Source organism: Neobacillus sp. PS3-12, from assembly GCF_030915385.1.
Lineage (GTDB): Bacteria > Bacillota > Bacilli > Bacillales > Cytobacillaceae > JAEVLT01.
Genome location: NZ_CP133268.1, coordinates 287,984 through 305,144 on the forward strand (window position 1 = coordinate 287,984; position 17,161 = coordinate 305,144).

The 17,161-nt window shown below is 42.5% G+C and carries 16 protein-coding genes and 2 pseudogenes; 1 reads left to right on the top strand and 17 read right to left on the bottom strand.

What is annotated here, in order from left to right:
* Window positions 1–37: 37 nt before the first annotated feature.
* From RCG17_RS01545 to RCG17_RS01605, 13 genes and pseudogenes are all read right to left on the bottom strand, one after another.
* Window positions 38–871, bottom strand: a complete 834-nt coding sequence (locus RCG17_RS01545; RefSeq protein WP_308173545.1) for a beta-keto acid cleavage family enzyme — start codon at window positions 869–871, stop codon at window positions 38–40.
* Window positions 859–1,062 (bottom strand): hypothetical protein, encoded by a 204-nt coding sequence (locus tag RCG17_RS01550; RefSeq protein WP_308173546.1) that lies wholly within the window; start codon window positions 1,060–1,062, stop codon window positions 859–861. The genes RCG17_RS01545 and RCG17_RS01550 overlap by 13 nt, the downstream gene beginning before the upstream one ends.
* Before the next feature lie 270 nt (window positions 1,063–1,332).
* Window positions 1,333–1,461 (bottom strand): annotated as a pseudogene (locus tag RCG17_RS01555) (malonate transporter subunit MadM); the annotation flags it as partial.
* A 122-nt stretch (window positions 1,462–1,583) separates the two neighbouring features.
* A complete protein-coding gene (locus RCG17_RS01560) occupies window positions 1,584–1,889 on the bottom strand; it encodes a thiolase C-terminal domain-containing protein (protein ID WP_308173547.1) in 306 nt (101 codons plus the stop codon).
* A gap of 44 nt (window positions 1,890–1,933) precedes the next feature.
* Window positions 1,934–2,824, bottom strand: coding sequence for a thiolase family protein (locus RCG17_RS01565; RefSeq protein ID WP_308173548.1), 891 nt, complete (start codon window positions 2,822–2,824; stop codon window positions 1,934–1,936).
* 99 nt (window positions 2,825–2,923) lie between these two features.
* The gene (locus tag RCG17_RS01570) at window positions 2,924–4,480 is read right to left on the bottom strand and encodes a long-chain-fatty-acid--CoA ligase (protein WP_308173549.1); all 1,557 of its coding nucleotides are present in this window, start codon (window positions 4,478–4,480) and stop codon (window positions 2,924–2,926) included.
* Window positions 4,481–4,534: 54 nt separating this feature from the next.
* Window positions 4,535–4,765, bottom strand: a complete 231-nt coding sequence (locus RCG17_RS01575; protein ID WP_308173550.1) for a hypothetical protein — start codon at window positions 4,763–4,765, stop codon at window positions 4,535–4,537.
* Complete coding sequence (locus RCG17_RS01580; protein ID WP_308173551.1) at window positions 4,762–5,247, bottom strand: hypothetical protein; 486 nt, start codon at window positions 5,245–5,247, stop codon at window positions 4,762–4,764. Before RCG17_RS01580 ends, RCG17_RS01575 begins: the two co-directional genes overlap by 4 nt.
* A gap of 137 nt (window positions 5,248–5,384) precedes the next feature.
* Window positions 5,385–5,519 (bottom strand): hypothetical protein, encoded by a 135-nt coding sequence (locus tag RCG17_RS01585; RefSeq protein ID WP_308173552.1) that lies wholly within the window; start codon window positions 5,517–5,519, stop codon window positions 5,385–5,387.
* An 11-nt stretch (window positions 5,520–5,530) separates the two neighbouring features.
* Window positions 5,531–7,753: a hydantoinase B/oxoprolinase family protein gene (locus RCG17_RS01590; RefSeq protein ID WP_308173553.1), complete on the bottom strand. Its 2,223-nt coding sequence runs from the start codon at window positions 7,751–7,753 to the stop codon at window positions 5,531–5,533.
* Between the two features lie 19 nt (window positions 7,754–7,772).
* The gene (locus RCG17_RS01595; protein WP_308173554.1) at window positions 7,773–9,950 is read right to left on the bottom strand and encodes a hydantoinase/oxoprolinase family protein; all 2,178 of its coding nucleotides are present in this window, start codon (window positions 9,948–9,950) and stop codon (window positions 7,773–7,775) included.
* Window positions 9,951–9,954: 4 nt separating this feature from the next.
* Window positions 9,955–10,302 carry an acetone carboxylase subunit gamma gene (locus RCG17_RS01600; protein ID WP_308173555.1) on the bottom strand — a complete coding sequence of 116 codons (348 nt, stop codon included), beginning with the start codon at window positions 10,300–10,302 and terminating at the stop codon, window positions 9,955–9,957.
* 96 nt (window positions 10,303–10,398) lie between these two features.
* Window positions 10,399–12,240 carry a hydantoinase/oxoprolinase family protein gene (locus RCG17_RS01605; RefSeq protein ID WP_308173556.1) on the bottom strand — a complete coding sequence of 614 codons (1,842 nt, stop codon included), beginning with the start codon at window positions 12,238–12,240 and terminating at the stop codon, window positions 10,399–10,401.
* Between the two features lie 878 nt (window positions 12,241–13,118).
* On the opposite strand from RCG17_RS01605, the gene RCG17_RS01610 reads away from it, so the two are divergent.
* On the top strand, window positions 13,119–13,376 hold the full coding sequence (locus tag RCG17_RS01610; protein WP_308173557.1) for a helix-turn-helix domain-containing protein: 258 nt from the start codon (window positions 13,119–13,121) through the stop codon (window positions 13,374–13,376).
* A gap of 89 nt (window positions 13,377–13,465) precedes the next feature.
* Here the strand turns inward: RCG17_RS01610 and RCG17_RS01615 are convergent, their stop codons facing one another.
* From RCG17_RS01615 to RCG17_RS01630, 4 genes and pseudogenes are all read right to left on the bottom strand, one after another.
* On the bottom strand, window positions 13,466–13,726 hold the full coding sequence (locus RCG17_RS01615; protein ID WP_308173558.1) for a DUF5348 domain-containing protein: 261 nt from the start codon (window positions 13,724–13,726) through the stop codon (window positions 13,466–13,468).
* 214 nt (window positions 13,727–13,940) lie between these two features.
* Window positions 13,941–14,198 (bottom strand): HPr family phosphocarrier protein, encoded by a 258-nt coding sequence (locus RCG17_RS01620; RefSeq protein WP_308173559.1) that lies wholly within the window; start codon window positions 14,196–14,198, stop codon window positions 13,941–13,943.
* A gap of 230 nt (window positions 14,199–14,428) precedes the next feature.
* Window positions 14,429–14,602 (bottom strand): hypothetical protein, encoded by a 174-nt coding sequence (locus RCG17_RS01625; protein WP_308173560.1) that lies wholly within the window; start codon window positions 14,600–14,602, stop codon window positions 14,429–14,431.
* Between the two features lie 328 nt (window positions 14,603–14,930).
* Window positions 14,931–17,015, bottom strand: a pseudogene (locus tag RCG17_RS01630) (heterodisulfide reductase-related iron-sulfur binding cluster).
* Between the last annotated feature and the right edge of the window lie 146 nt (window positions 17,016–17,161).

The following is a 17,161-nucleotide window of genomic DNA, read 5'->3' on the forward strand; positions in this document are numbered from 1 at the left end:
GCTTTTAAGTCCTTGCTTGCATTATTTGATGATTACATCAAGGAATAAGTACACTCCTTTTCTTTAAACCTAGCATCTCTCTAGCTTCCTTTGGTGTGGCGATTTCTCGTCCCAGTGTGTTGGATAAGTCTACTATTCTCTTTACAAATTGAGCGTTGGTTTTAGCTAACTCACCCTTACGATAATAAATACTATCCTCCATCCCTATGCGCACATGTCCCCCAAGTAAAATGGACATGGTGTTGATGGCTAATTGATTCTTACTCGCCCCAATGGCTGACCAAATGGAACTTTCTGGAATACTCTCCTTGAGAAACATGAGATTTTTAGCTGTAGCGGGCATCCCACCCTTTATACCTAGTACAAATTGAAAAAAATATGGTGGTTTAATTAATTCTTTTTTTGCAACATCTAAGGCATTGTGAATCATCCCAATATCAAACACTTCAATTTCCGGTTTTACTTGATATTCCTGCATTTTACTGGCCAATCTCTCTAGCATTTGAGGAGAGTTCTCAAATACCGCAGATCCAAAGTTCATGGAACCTGCATCGTATGAAGCAAGCTCAGGGCTTAGTTCACACACCCGGATCCGATCCTCTTCATGAAGATCCAGTCCTCCTGCCGTAGTTAAATTGAGAATGATATCGCATTTGTCTTGTATTCGTTTGACTACTTCACGATAGGTATTTAAATCCAGGGTTGGGTTTCCTTCTTTATCCCTCACATGTATATGAGCGATAGCTGCCCCTGCTTGCCACGCTTCATATACAGAGTCTGCAATTTCTTCTGGAGTTATCGGTACATAAGGAGTATGCTCGCGGCTAGTAAAAGCCCCTGTTGTAGCAACAGAAATAATTAATTTTTCCAAAACAATCCCACCTTGTTATTATTGTTGATGTTTAAAAAACGAAGGTATGGCCCGTCCATAGAAGATACTGCAGGTCCATTGAGATAAAGGATGATCCCACCAATAATTGGACCAATTATCGAGTTAGCCTTCCCTAAAGCCCAACCTACACCAGCAGAACGGACACCTGTCGGATAGATAGGCAAGGCCATTTAGTAAAACCTTTTAAGCTGTAACGTAGATCGTAGTGGGACACCACTACGAGGCCTCTTTTTTTCGAATGGGTTTAATAGATATACTTGCTCTCCCCCTGTATTTTCATCTACTACGATATAAAGGATTTCATGAGAATCACCATCTAGATTATCTAGGGTCGGAATAAACAGTTTTAAAGAATAAAAGAGCAAAAGAGTAAAAGATCTTAACAATGTTTTTATTAGCTTTTTCATATCCTTTATTATTTGGTTTGCGAAGCTGACTAATTATCCCAATAAAAGCTTTGTTTCCAAGAATAATATGGATGGACAAAGCAGACATCCTACATAAGTTTGAAAAGTAGCCTCCATAGCGCCAGATGGCACCATTTTAGTATTTTTTGCAGCTAGTTCACCTGCAACTCCTCTAGTTTAATGTTTCTAAATCTAACATTAGCTTTTAATACCATTTGGACAAAAGAATCTTCTAAAGGGCTCTAAAAGTGGTGGCATGCACGTCATTAATTTTGGTATGCTTTTTATTTCGATAGAATCGTAATACTGCAAACAGCTTCTTCAATACCATACAGTCCGCCACCATTTTCAGCAATTGCTAATGATGCATTTTCCACCTGTCTTGCTCCTGCTTCCCCACGAAGCTGTCCGACCAGTTCATAGACCTGCGCCAGTCCTGTTGCACCTAGGGGATGCCCTTTTGACTCCAATCCACCAGATGGATTGACAGGAATGCGACCACCTATCTTGGTATCTCCCCGAATTGCTAAGACCCCTCCTTCACCAAACTCACAAAACCCGAGATTTTCTACTTGAATAATTTCGCCCACTGCCGTAGCATCGTGAACTTCCGCAACAGATATATCTTTTGGTCCTACACGGCCCTCTCATATGCTTTTTTGGCTGCAAGACGACTAATATGGCGACCTACATCTTCCGGATTCCGCTCACTTCCTGACTGGATCACGCTGGCAAGTACTTCCACTGCTCGATTCCTATTTAGTCCATAGCGCTTTATCGCACCTTCTGTACAGAGGATTACAGCTGATGCCCCGTCACTCACTGGTGAACACATAGGAATTGTTAGAGGGTAAGCAATGGGTGGCGCTGCCAAAATCTCATCAATGGTAAAAGCCCTTTGATACTGGGCAAGTGAATTATAAACGGAATGTTGATGGTTTTTAGCTGCAACAGCTGCAATTTGCTCTTGAGTAGTACCATATTTTTGCATATGGAAACGGGCAAATGCAGCATACACATCCATAAATGCGCTATAAGGTTCGTTAGATGTTGTTCCCACAGGCACTTCCACTCCTTGAACAAGGTTTAGGAGCGCATTCTTGTTTTCTTCAACCGTATGAATATCCCATGCTGAATCAAAAATACCAAAGGTTTTTAGTTTATCTTTCGAGTACATTTTATCCGTTCCCACAGCCAGGGCTATCTCCCCTTCGCCAGCACGTAAAAATTGGACAGCTAAATTCAGAGCTGTACTACCGCTGGCACAAGCATTTTCGACCGTAATGATTGGAATTTCCTGAAAGCCCATGGCTCTTAGAGCAATCGGGCCCCGAATAAAATGTTGTCCCTCTAGATACCCCTGCGTCGTGTTCGAATAAAACGCTGCATGAATATCATTCAATTTACAGCCTGCATCCACTAGCGCACCACTAATAGCTTGACGCGTAAGATCTTTTACGGTTAAACTTTGATGTCGTCCGAATGGTGTCATGCTGACACCCACAATATATACTTTTTCCGCCACGAAAACGCCTCCCAAACAAAATCTAAATATTGAAACTCCTGTACAACCAACATTCTCATCATAAAAGGGAAAAATATATTATTTTATAATTATAAAAATTCAGTTTACTTGGCGGATAAGGTTAGCCCAGAATGGTGCCCGAAGAGCCTTTTTATCAATTTTCCCATACGCGGTTACAGGGAGTGAATCCACAAACTCCACCGACTTAGGTACTTCGTATTTAGCCAGGCGGCTTTTGCAGAACTGAATGAGTTCATCTTCGTTTGGCTGGTTACTTGGATCTGCCACCACAAAGGCTTTAACCGCTTCCCCCATCTTTCGTTCCGGAACTCCAATCACCGTTGCCTGACGTATTGCTGGATGCTCGAATAAAGCCTTCTCCACCATGGTCGTGTAAATATTGAAGCCCCCACTAATTACCATATCTTTTTGACGGTCTACCATATAAATGTAACCCAACTTATCCTGGTAGGCTATGTCCCCCGTATGCAGCCAACCGTTTTTGATCGTATTGCAAGTTTCCTTTTCCATCCGCCAATACCCTTTCATCATGTGCGGCCCTCGAGTAATGATTTCTCCAACTTCTCCCTGGGGAACCTCTTTGCCTTCATCATCCACGATTTTTATCTGAGACATGATGATTGCACAGCCGCAGGAGGACAATCTTTTTTCATCGTCCTCCGCAGCCCTAATTTGATGATCTTCCTTAGATAAAATTGTCGATTGATTGGCCACTTCCATCTGCGAATAGACCTGTATCAAAATCGGTCCCCAAGTTTCTAAAGCCTGTTTAATCCTTGCTGGAGCCATCGGGGCTGCTCCGTATGTCAAAGTTCGAAGGCTAGACAAATCATACATATGAAGATCAGGTAAGTCCAAGAGAGCATAAATCATAGTAGGAACAAGGAAAGTAAAAGTTATCTTTTCACGCTCCACCGTCTCACAGAACGTTTTTGGAAGAAAAACTTGCTCAAGTATATGACAACCTCCACGAAGCAAACCGGGCAAAATCATGAAACCGGCTGCATGCGGCAGTGGTGCCACATGCAGCATCACCACTCCACGTTCTATTTCAAATTCGATAATTTCACTATACATTAAGGAAATTATTGATTTGTGGGTATGCATAACCCCCTTAGAACGACCGGTCGTTCCCCCTGTATACATAATCGCTGCCAGATCTTCATACCCAGCCACAACCTGAGGAGAATCGGGAGAGGACTTCTGGATCAAAGACTCCAAGCTGTTTTCCTCTTCACCTCTCACCGTTATCACCAGAGGTTGGATAGAAATCTGCTGTAAGGTATTTCGCACAGAATCAAGATATTCTTTCCCGCATATCACCGCTTTGACTTCGGCATCCTCCAGACGATAAGCCACTTCCGCTTCACTCAGAAAGGTATTCATCGGGACGCGGACTGCCCCAAGTTTGGCAATAGCAAATTCACAAACAATGTATTCAATGCAGTTTTGCATCCACAAGGATATACAGTCTCCGGGCTGTATCCCTAGTTGAAAAAGGGCGTTTGCGCATCGATTGACTTCTTCCCCCAATTTCGCATATGTGATGCTTCGGCGGTAGTCTTTTACTGCAATCTTGTCTGCATACTGATTAACCGCTTTATCGAATAATTCACCAAGAGTTGTTTCAAGCATTTTTATCCCTCCACAGCCTAATTGATATGGCGGCCTGCATTTTCCCAATATGGTTTACGCAAGACTTAAAAAGAGGTTTGACCCCACGGACCATTCCACCGTGAGGGCATTCCACCTACAACATTTATTTCCCTTTAATGTGCGGCTACTTGGCGCAGTTCCTTCAAATGCTCCAGCACCATTTCCGGAATTAGCTTCTTCTGGAATAGTGCCGAATAAGAGAGCTTCAAGAGGAAGTTTAAATCCAGCCACTTTCTCATTGCTCATCCAAAACGCTTGGTTCAACCCTCCGCCAATTGCCTTCCCTTGTTGCCAATATGGAAACAAGGGGGGATTGTGCTTTCGCCGAAAAGGGTGAAATCGACATGCTCGTTTATCCCGGTCCATTGATTTGATTCTCCCGTCAAGGAAAGTCCAACAGACCACTGGTAATGACCAGCCAAATTCAGGATAGGTTGATAAAGTTCTATCGCTTCAGCCAAACCAATAGGTGGATGAACGGCCTCTTCCAGTACAATGGCGGATATGCCTGTCGTGGAGTAAGTGCGCAGATAATCCGCAAGATACATCGACGCACTGTCCACATCATCATGACTGATGGATGGATCCTCTCCAGGACGAACTATTTCGCTCATCCATTGCAGCCATTTCTGGGGAGACCCAAGACTCAGGACCAAGGGTTTGGAATCGCGATTCACAATCGTCATCCCTTTTAACACATCAATAACAATGTTCCGCGTTACCTCTGAAGCCAGCAGTTTTTTCAAAGCAAAAGTGGGTCTCTTACCTATCCATCGCTCTACTTCCTGTGATTGAGTTTCGACCCAGGCAGCGTAGACCTGATGCAGAGGAAAGTGGATGACATCCGATTGGAGCAACCCTTGAGCCTGACTTAAAACGGAGATTAGGGATGTAGGATCCCGCCAAAGCTCCTGCTTTCCCCGGCAAACAAACGGTTTGCATACGCGATTGAATCCAACCAAATCCTAGGTATATTCCTGTTTCCAGATTGAAACAAAGTTTGGAACTGGCTGTTCATGTTCCCCCTCCTTATTTCCTTGTTACTTGCTTTAACTGAGCTTCTAATTGGGCGATTCGGACATCCTTCGGATCAGGAAGAATGACGGATTCAAGATTATCAGAAGGCATTTTAGTATACGGCGATCCTGCATAGACCACATTGGTGTCTCCCCAGCAACCATACCATGGCAGATGGGCAGGTGGCTCGCTGGTAACCCATTGCTTTACGAATTCCTTGTAAGAAACCCCCCTCTTTTTGCGAGCTTCCTTTTCCTTTCGACGTTTCTCTTCTGTCGCTTTCTTGTCTAGTACCAAGGTCTCCGGATTATACACCACGTGATAAATGTTCTGAGCGACATAATCTGAGATCAATTCATCTTCCAAGTCCTTCATTACCAGTTGCGGATCGCGGTCCAATACATCTCCGTAACCGCCACCGGTCCCTTGTGTAACAATGTATAGTTCTCCCTCTTTCACAGGCTCAAACTGAAGCCCACGATGGTGTGTGGTATAACTGGCTCCTTCAAACGGACGATTGTTCATAACTTCTTCCATTGTGTATTGGAATTGCTCCGGATTTTCTTCAAGGGTTTTAAACACATTTATTCCCTTCACTTTAGCAAGAGGGTACGATGGGCTACCATATCCTCCAAACAGACCGTAAACGGTTGGGTATTTGGAGCCGATAGTTGTTGCCATTAGGCCCCAGAAAGGACTGTCCTTAACAGCCACCATCATTTGATAGCCCTGACCTCCACGGAATTTCCCAAATCCTTGATTGTCTTTCACAAGCCTGCGCGAAAGGTGCATCATCGGAACTTCTTCTTCTAAGAGCTCTTGTTCCCCTTGTTCCGCCATAGCAGCAAAGATTGGAGCGATAGCATGCTCTCCGTCCATATCCTCACGGGCTCCACCAGGCATTCCGTTTAAATCGGTTCCGATGTTCCCCACGGTCTCCCCGTTCTGGGTAATCCCCCCATAAAGGAAAGTAGCAATCATGTTGTACCAGGGTGCCAGAATCTTGGTATGACGTTCGGGCGCACTATATAGAAATTTAGTAATAGCCATTTGTGCAGCTGTAAACAACGGGAAGATCGTCATCATACCTTGAGCATTCGGTGTCTCATAGGCTGGATCAAAGATTGATTTGTGTGTCACAGAAAACTTCATTGGCGCTACCACCGCCTGATTACGAGGCATGTCCGGCCAGATGAACTGCAGGAACAATTGGGAAATCATCCCTTTAAACGCAACGTTGGTGCAATTGTTGGAGCGATTCGCAAACTCGGGCGAGGACCCACTCAAATCGAAATGAAGTTCATCCCCTTTTTTGGTCACTTCCAACTGCGTTTTGATCAAAATATTTTCCCGTAATGTCCCATCTGCTACCGCTATCGTCCGGACAGTCCCATCCTGCCACTTAGAGATTCTGCGCTTGACTTCCGATACTGTACCGTCAAGTGTTTTTCGCAGTGTGGCAACGACTGCATCTACACCAAATTCTTCAAGGGCTTCTTCAATCCGCTCCTTCATCCTTATGGCGCCGAAAAGCTTAGCCTTCATATCCTGAAGTTGAAGTTTTGGCTCTCGAACAGAGTTCTGCATAAAAGTAAGCAAATCTTTCTTGAGCGTATAATTCTCCGCTACCTTAATCGGAGACAACATTAACCCTTCCATAAACTTAGACTCAGCAGCAGAAGGAATACCTCCTGGCTCGACGGCACCGTTTTCACCTTCATGAACAACAGTTACTACCCAGGAAATCAATTTTCCATCATGGAAAATCGGGAGCATCATGCTGTGATCGGCATTATGAATACCGCCATAGCGGGCATCGTTGTGCATAAAAACATCTCCAGGATTTACACCAACCGTTGGTTCATCTACCCAGTGTTTTCTGGTAAACTTTACGGCATATTGTGCTGTGGTAGAGAAGAGCAGTACACCGCCGGAGCAGGCCAGAGACAAATCTCCACTAGCGGTATAATACCCGGTAATCAGGTCACCCCATTTGGCTCCTGGAGCCGACCCAATTTGTTCCAGCATCTCAAAGGCTTCCGTCGCAGCTGCCTGCAGCTTATTCCGGACTAAACTGATCGTGGTATTGGAAACAATATCAATCGCTTCCTTCTCTACCTCCGTAATAGGCGCCAATCCATGGTCATGCATCATCTCCGGTTCCGGACCAAGGAAAAGCGTTGTATCCTCTAAAAACTTATCCACTAGCTCTTTTTCACGCTGACTTTGTCCCATTTTGATATCTTCACTCCCTTTATCGTTTACTACTAGCAACCGTATCTAGTTCATACTCGGCTTGAAGTTTGCTTGAATTTCGAGTGATCCAGGCAGATCTCTGAGAACCCATCGTCAACTTCCAACCCGGCTCAATCAAGTAAGACGTGCGCGGGGATTCGACCAAAGCTGGACCTTCAATCACAGAACCGACCGGGATAGCATCCGCTTCGTAAACTTTAGTCAACATCGGATTCTCAAAGCCTACAAAGTAACAGTTGCGCTCTCTAACAGGTACTGCTTGATTACCATTTTCCTGTAGTTCTTTTTCAAATTGAATGGATTCAAGTTCAACATAGGATATCACTCGAATCGTGTTGATACGGATTCCGGCTTCTGGAGATTGGCTTCCTTCTCCAAACCGCTCACCATAGTTATTACTAAAAGCAGCAATCAGGGTAAACACATCTTCTACATTTGTAATCCGGTTAGTTGGACAAATCACTGATGTCTCGGTAAGCTGATTTCCATAGCGCATATCAAGCTCCAAGCGGAATTGAATATCTTTTTCCAGCTTGCCCTGACGCATCAGATCCTCCCTTCCAGCACCTTCTAGTTCAACGACTATCGAATTAAAGGCATCATAGTCGCTGAAAAGCCTCCGGTTGTTAGAATCATAGATATTTAGAAACACATTCTTTTCGTGAATATGAAGTTGGTTCATAATCCCCGCTCCAAGTGCCGAGAAAATCGGGCTGAATGGAGGGACAAAAATCCGCTCAATATCTAGTTCATTGGCAATCCCACAACTATGCAAAGGTCCGTTTCCTCCATAGGCCAAGAGGGTAAAATTTTTCGGATTATATCCTTTTACTCCAAGTTCCTGGGCGATGGCGAAGGCCATGTTGCTATCTACCTTCTGCTTGATTTGGAGAGCTGCCTCCACAATGGAAATGTCGAGTTCATCACAGATATTCTCACGAATTGCAAATTCTGCACGTTTCCGATTCAGTTTAATGCTTCCTTCCGCATAATAATCCGGATCTAGATAACCTAATATGAGATCGGCATCGGTCACCGTTGGATTTACTCCCCCACGGTCATAGCAGGCTGGCCCTGGATCAGATCCCGCACTTTGCGGCCCCACCTCAATCGTATTAAACATCTGGTCATAGCGGGCGATCGATCCTCCGCCTGCTCCTATAATTTTTAGATGTAACATAGGATGATTGACCAACCATCTATCAATCGTCGGGTTGAAATCATAGAAGCGAATTCCGCCGCCCACGGCCAAACCGATATCGCAGCTCGTTCCACCGATGTCCATGGCGATTAATTTACCGGTATTAAATTGTTCTGCTACATACTCGGTGGCATTAATTCCTGAAGTTGGACCCGAGTGAATCGTCTGGAGTGCATGGGTTGAATTCAACTGGGCCATCCCGCCAGTATTGTGTACCACGAGCATTGGCTTGGTGTAACCGTATTCCTTTAATGTCATTTCCAATGAACTTAGCGCATGATACATCTGGCCATGTAAATAGGCATCAAGGATAACAGAATTGGCTCGACCGTATTCTCCCTTGCGTCCAACTACCTGATGGGAAAGGATGACCGGCATGGATCCCAGCATATGAGATGGATATTCTTCAATAATAATTTCCTCGACTCTTTTTTCATGAACTGGATTGACAACCGAATTCAGGAGATTGACCACAAATGCTTGTGCACCACGGTCAACCAGTAAACGAATTTGACGGCGCAACTGCTCTTCATCAAGGGGCATGACCACCTTCCCTTTAAAGTCGACCCGCTCACGGACCCCAGCGATCATCCGGATTGGTACCAACGGTTCTGGACGTCTTGCAGCAGCGAGATCTTGCTGCTCCAGTGGCGCAATACCCTCTCCATATCCGCGTCCGCGACTTAACGGAACTGAATGCTCGTACCCTGCTGTAATTAGAAGTCCTACCGCTGGACCTTTCCGCTCGATCAATGCATTGGTTCCCAATGTGGTTGCATAACGGACGGAGTCCACCTGAGAGAGCACGTCCCTTACATCGAGATCAAGCTTACGGGAGCCTTGTTCTAGTGCATCCATAAATCCCATAGCTAAATTATGGTGTGTAGTCAATGCCTTGGTCTCCAAATAGTGGTCATCCCAGACAAGAAAACAATCAGTAAAGGTTCCTCCGATATCTACACTTATTCGCTTCATTTCCTTACCCCCTTCTCTTTACCAGATACCGTTTTTTCATGGCATCAATGTCAAATTCCATGTCATGAAGCGGCGGATGCCCTGGCGGTAAATAATCGACTTCCACCATGGTTGCACACTCTGGGCAATAATACTCCACAATCTGTACCCAAGTAGGATCCGGTGCAAACGTATATTCATACAAATCTGTGTCCAAAATCGGACGGTGAATTTCCCGTGGATCCCTTGCATGTACCAGCAATCCTTCCTTGTAGTTGCTTCGTGCCGATCCGATTACATGATTACACTTTCGGCAGCACCACGTTTCATCTTCTAAGTTGATTTCTAAATATTCAGTCATCTCTATCTTCATTCAGGCTACCTCCTCTCATCGCGCATAAATATGTCTTTGTTTTCATTTATGTTAAATGTCCACCCTTCCAATACACGGCAACTGAAGAGTTGGTCTTCAATTAATGCTGGTCCAGGATCCCATTGCACCGGGAGCCATATCTTCAAATCTGTAAACCGGGACATCCTTCCACTCACCATATGGTTGCAGAATCCGTTGGTGGCGAGCCGGTTTTGGTTTAACTTCCGTAAGAGCTATTTTCTTTTCTAAGTTATAGTGAGCTATCGGTTTGATTACCTTTAAATTGACCTGTCCATTAATCCCCTCAAATCCTTTTGGAAGCTCTCCGTTTTCAGCTAGCCGAATAACTTCTACTTCACCTCTTCGGTCTAAACTGAGATAGGTTTCAACCTGACACTCGGAAATGTTAAAGCCCTCTGAAAACATATCCCGTTCTGCCCGATTTTTTAATTGATTAATTTTTTCTAAGAGTGTTTCCTGATTCAACTCTTTCAAACTCGCCTGGTATTCATGAGCAATATCACTAAAGCTAATACCAAAAGCGCTAAATATTGCTGCCAATCGGGGAACTACTATGTCATCCATTTTTGCTGCACCCGCAACTCCACACGCACTCATTGGTCCTGCACCACCAAAGGCAAGTAGAGTGGCTTTATCTGCTTGATCCTGATAAATGGCAAGACCTTCGGCAATTTTTTGTTCGTACGCTTTTTCCATGGCAAGTAAGGCCTCATTCAGGCTTACCCCAAGCGGTTCAGCGATTTTTTCCTCGATAGCAGCACTTGCTCTGGATTCGTCCAGCATCATGCTTCCACCGAGATAGGTGCGAGAGTCCAGAATTCCCATTAAAAGATAGGCGTCCGTAATGGTTGGTTGCTGGCCTCCTCGTCCAAAACAAGCAGGGCCTGGTGCTGCCCCAACGCTCTCCGGTCCGACAATCACTTTCCCGTTCTCCACGCGGAAAATAGAGCTTCCTCCCGCACCAACACTGATCAAATCACTCAATCGGAAGGAGGTTGGAATTCCTTCAATTTCTCCATGAATTTTTTCAAGAATATTCTCCTCTTTAACAAGACCGATATCCGATGTGGTTCCCCCTATATCAAGGGTTAACAGGGCTGGGATTTTATAATGTGCTGCAAGTGCCTTAGTCCCCTCCATTCCCCCTCGTGGACCCGATCCATATGTTTTGATAGCAGTGGTTTTGGCCACCCGCGCTGAATTTCCATCATTATGGAAAATGAGCAGAGGATTTTTGGTACGATACTCGCGCAAAACATTTTCTGCATTATAGAGGAATCGTTCCATTCCAGGATGTAGGAAAGAGTTGATCAGGGCTCCCCATGTCCTTTTTGCGTCATCCTGATCTTCTATAATTTCATGGGAGAAAAGAACAGGAACCGCTCCCAACAAGTGACGAGGATACTTGCGCAGTATTATATTGCGAATCCTCGTCTCATCTTCCACCATGGTAGGCCCGCCTATACTAACGACAAGACGGTTGGCTCCTTGAGATAACAAACGGTTTATCGTCTCCACTACCTTTAATTCCAATTTGCTTTGCTCTTCGTTTACATTGATTCCCGCGAATCGGTCTTCTACCATGGCTGAGAACATTTCCTTTTCTTCCATACCTTCCAAAAGGAAATTTGGATCCACACCCTCACGCAAAATCAAGCCTAGACGAGATCCTTTTTTCTGTACAATAGCATTGGTTCCTGCTGTTGTGGAATAACGGATATAGTCCGTTTCTCCCAACAGTTTTTGCAGGTTTTCTTGACCATACAATTCCTTTGAACCCGCTTTCAAAACTTCAATAAAACATTTGGTTAAATCAAATGGTGTTGTCAATGTCTTAGTGCGGAAAACTTGTTCCTCATCTATAACACAAACATCTGTGAAGGTTCCGCCATTGTCGATGTTAATTAATAGACCCACATTTAATTCTCCTTTCCTTACCTGGTTTTCTTGGACTGAATGAGTTTGGTGCTTACTATCTCCTGATCCCCCCTTATGGCCGTCTATGCTCTTTTATATTGCAAAAATCGTGCCAACCTCGAATCTAAAGGGGAAATAGAGATGAAATAAGGTAAATCGGGAATAAAGCTTAATCAATCACTCGCTTCCTTCTATAAACCATAAGGTATTCATTCGTAGGTAAGTGACAAATGTGACAAATGTTAAATAAAAATGTTACACATGTGAAAATTTTTACTAATGTGACATAACTAAATAACCAATTGATCCACTTCCAGTCTAATATTCTATGTATTCACACTAAAAGGTATCGCACCCATAAGTAAAGGCAGGAGAGACCTGAACATTTTAAAAAGAGTATACCAATCTGTACTTAGAAAAGCTTAGGGACAATGATGTGGGTACGTTATTGAATGGGGGAACTAGTTTTCATCGTTTTGCCCATGAGAAAAGGTGTTAATATCTAGATCCGTAATATATGAGGCTAAAAAGATACTAGTTAATAATTAACATATCCATTTTTGTTCTACCTCGGCTATAGATGTTGCTGAACTGGTTAAACAGGATATAATATTCTCCTGTTCTATAGCATTTTCAACTAACACAACATACCCACCAGATCGTCATATGTATTCATTTTAGCGAAGTAAACCTGCATTCGTCGGTGTATCTTCTTTATACTATGGAAAAAATCGGTCCAAATCGTTATTCGTTCTCGGTAGATAATCGTTAGTCATAGTAAGAAAATAACCCGTTCCAACAGCTGCTTGAATAACGATAAAGAAGCATTAGCAGTGAAGTGAACCCCCTAAGTTGGACTCTTAGGGGTTTTTTTATGTATGGTTAAATTTTCAAATGAATTTAGGGAAAAAGTTGTTTTAGAGTATTTGTCAGGGGGAGGAGGATCAAAATTATTAGCAAAGAAATATGGTATTGGTAGCCATCAAACGATTCTAGATTGGGTGAACCGATATCAAAAATATGGGGATAAAGCGTTCAATGTTTGTAGTAATAAGGAATTTTATGATGGTAGTGTAAACGGGCACACTATTTCAGACTCTCTTTTTCACATTAATCCGGAAAAATATCTGAAATAATGTGCTTATTTTTTTACTTTATTTCAGAATGTGCAAAATCTCTTTCAAATTACTTCAGTTGAATAATAGAGAAGAGTAAATAAAAACCCCTATAAAGGGGCTCCAACCTGAATATAATCATTTATATTTATCCGGATCTTGTAAACTTCTTGTGAATGAAGGACGAAAATTGTATCATTCTCCAGCGTTACGAACCAATCTAAATCTTTCTCTAAGTAGGCAGTAAAATATCTATTTTGAATTCGCAACTCAAATGTGTAACCTTGGTCAATCCAAAAGGATGTTTGGCCAATCCAAACTCTCCACTCCTGATCCCGATGATCAAAAACTAAGATTCCTCTCTTAATCACAGTCTGCTGTCCTCTATGGCTAATCTTACGATTTCTTCATCAATCTGTTCTTTCTTTACCTGAAAACCAAATAATAAGCTATTCACCGTTAATGTATTGATAACACGAGGCCAGCCTTGGGATCGTAATGCAATAGGATTTATGCGCTCCTGTCCGATTTGGTAATAACCCCACTCAGACTTTCACCTACTGCCTTTACGGCATCCTCTTTTTATTACCCTTCTTTTTGTATAAATTCAGAAAGGAAAGAAATCGCATTTTCTTCATCATCACCATCAGCAATAATGTTGATTTCAGTTCCTGGACTTACAGCCTGGCTCATTAGTCCCATAATACTTTTTGCATTTACTTTTTTTCCGTCTTTCTCAAGAAGAATTTCCGAAGAAAAGCGGTTTGCTTCCTGAACGAAAAGCGCAGCAGGACGCGCCTGAAGCCCTGTTTTTAATTTTACCTCCACTTGTTTTATTAGCATCACACAAACCTCCTTAAAAGTTTAGTCTCCATTTTTCGGAGCAATTTCCCGGCTCGCAATTTTTTAGTAATTTCATTATTTTTTTGTAGGCAGTGGTTAGTTCCTTGCTTGCGAACACACCACCTTATACCCTTACTGCTGATTTCTTTATGGTAACGTAAGTAGTTTACAAAATCGATAATTTACCAGATATTATCTATCTCCTAAAGACTCTTTAGTTTCTTATTTTTCTAAAAGGAGGGGGGAGTAACAATCTTTTCCCAATTTCTTAGCCACTGGTTCTGGTAGTTATCCTCAATAACTTTAACCAATTCCTCAATAATATCGTTTAGCTTAATCTGGCTAGTATCTTTTCCAAGAATAAAAGAAGTTTTACACATCAAAATTTCTTCATACTCACTCACAGAAAGGCCTCCGTTCTTAATTATATACACGAAATTACCGTACCTAACGTCTAACGTTCATTGATTATTGGATTTACATTATGAAAAGTAATATTAAAATTGTGATTTAAAAAGTTCTCTTAAATTCCTAGTCTTTGTGAATCGAGATTAACAAACTTACTATGGTGGAGAAGCCTCCCTTATGATTGCGTGATTTCAAGAAACAAATCCCCTGTCTGAATAGAAATTACCATTATCCTTTTCGAAAGTTAGGGAGGAAATCATAAACTATCACCTTTCTTTAAGAAACCACAAACATACTATTTACTATTAAAAGTACCTTGTTCTTTTAAATTAACGATTTTTCAAGGATTTCCACCACATCTAATGTTTGAACTTTATCTTCAACTTCCTTTGCTTTCATTCCATCGCTGATCATCGTTAAACAATATGGACAGCCTGTACTAATCATCGTTCCATTCGTTTCAAGAAGCTGCTCTGTTCTTGCCACATTGATGCGGGTACCGGTATTTTCCTCCATCCACATAAGTCCCCCGCCGGCACCACAGCACATGGCAGTTTCACGTTTCCGTTCGGGTTCTTTAAGTTTGACCCCGGGGATGGATTTTAAGATTTCACGAGGCGCATCATACACATTGTTGTACCTCCCTAAATAACAGGAATCGTGGTACGTAATCGTTTCATCCACATGATTCTTTGGAGATAATTTTCCTTCTTTAATTAATTTTGCCAACAGTTCGGTATGGTGATAAACTTCTGCTTCTAAACCAAACTCAGGATACTCATTTTTTAGTGTGTTAAAAGCATGGGGATCGATCGTTACAATTTTCTTAACACCATACTTTTTAAAGGTTTCAATATTGGCATTTGCTAACTCTTGGAATAAAAACTCATTTCCAATCCGCGTGCGGAGTATCTCCGGAGTTCTTTTCTTCATTACCAAGGATCGCAAGCTTTACTCGGCCTTGTTCATCACTCGGGCGAAGGATTGGGAAATTTTTCGGCTTCGGTTATCATAGGAGCCCATGGATCCAACAAAGAATAAGTATTCAAACTCTTCTTCTGCTTTTTTCAGTTCTTTTACGGTCAGGACCTTTACATCTTCTAACGCATCTCTCCAATTAGCCCGTTCCTTACGATTCATTCCCCATGGATTTCCCTGCCGTTCAATATTGGTAATCGCACACTGAGCATCTGGATTCATTCTTCCTTCTGTCAGAACAAGGTAACGGCGCAAATCAATGATTTTATCCACATGCTCGTTCATCACAGGGCATTGATCTTCACAGTTCCGGCATGTCGTACACGCCCATATTTCTTCTTCGGTAATTACATCACCAATTAAACTAACATTTTCGATTGAGGCGGCTGCTTCTTGTGCACCGGCCATTCTGCTCGCTAATGCTAGTTGGTTCCCTCTTGTATGGTTAAAAGCAAATGCTGGCATCCACGGCGTTCTAGAGGTAACAGCGGCACCTTTTTCCGTTAAATGATCTCTCAATTTTAAAATTAAATCCTTTGGTGAGAGCATTTTTCCTGTTCTCGTTGCCGGGCACATATTGGTGCATCGTCCACACTCTACACAGGCATATAGATCTAACAGCTGTTTTTGGTTAAAATCTTCTATTTTACTAACACCAAAAGTTTCCTGTGATTCATCTTCGAAATTAATCGTCGTTAGTTTGCCGACTTTATGGGTACGGCCTAACCAAACGTTTGCAATCCCAGCAATTAAATGAGCATGCTTTCCTTGTGGTACATACACTAAAAACCCTAGTAAAAATAAAAGATGTCCCCACCAAAAGACAAAGAATAGGGCACCGGCAACACTTTGCGGCAGCCAGTTAAATACGATGGAAACTAGCGAAGCAATTGGTTCCGCCCAACTAGGTTCATCCCCGAACCAAATTAGGTCCATCCCATTAGCCAATAACGTACATAACATAAGTCCAGTAAGAAAAAAATAAACAAGCCCAGCTTTAAATCCACGTTTTAAACGAACAAGTTTTTCAATGTAACGTCGGTAGAAGCCCCATGCTGTCGCGAATAAAATCATGAAGACAACAATTTCCTGAAAGAAAGTGAAATATGGATAAATGGAACCCAGTGGAAGATGGGATCCCAGGGCAAGTCCTCTCCAAATGAGATCAATCGCTCCGAATTGAACAAGCAAGAATCCATAGAAATACATAACATGCATGGTTCCGCTCTTTTTATCCTTCAAGAGCTTTTTTTGTCCCAATACATTTATGAGAATGGCATCGATTCTCTGTTTTGCTGTTCGATTAAATTCAGCCCTTTTTCCCAACTTGATATACCGATAGCGGGTTTTAACCAGGGCTGCAAATAAGTAAACAGCATAGCCTGTAACTAATAGGAATAGAAGTATATTCAGAATTTGTAAAGTACTCATCCTAACTCTCCTTTTAGAATTTATCATTAATGGAATCTCATAACGAATCCAAAGACAAATTTTTTGTTAGTAACTAGTAAACAGTTACACTCTTAAACTCTTCTTTTTTTATTTAAATAAGCCCATCCCCTACCCATTAGTCACTA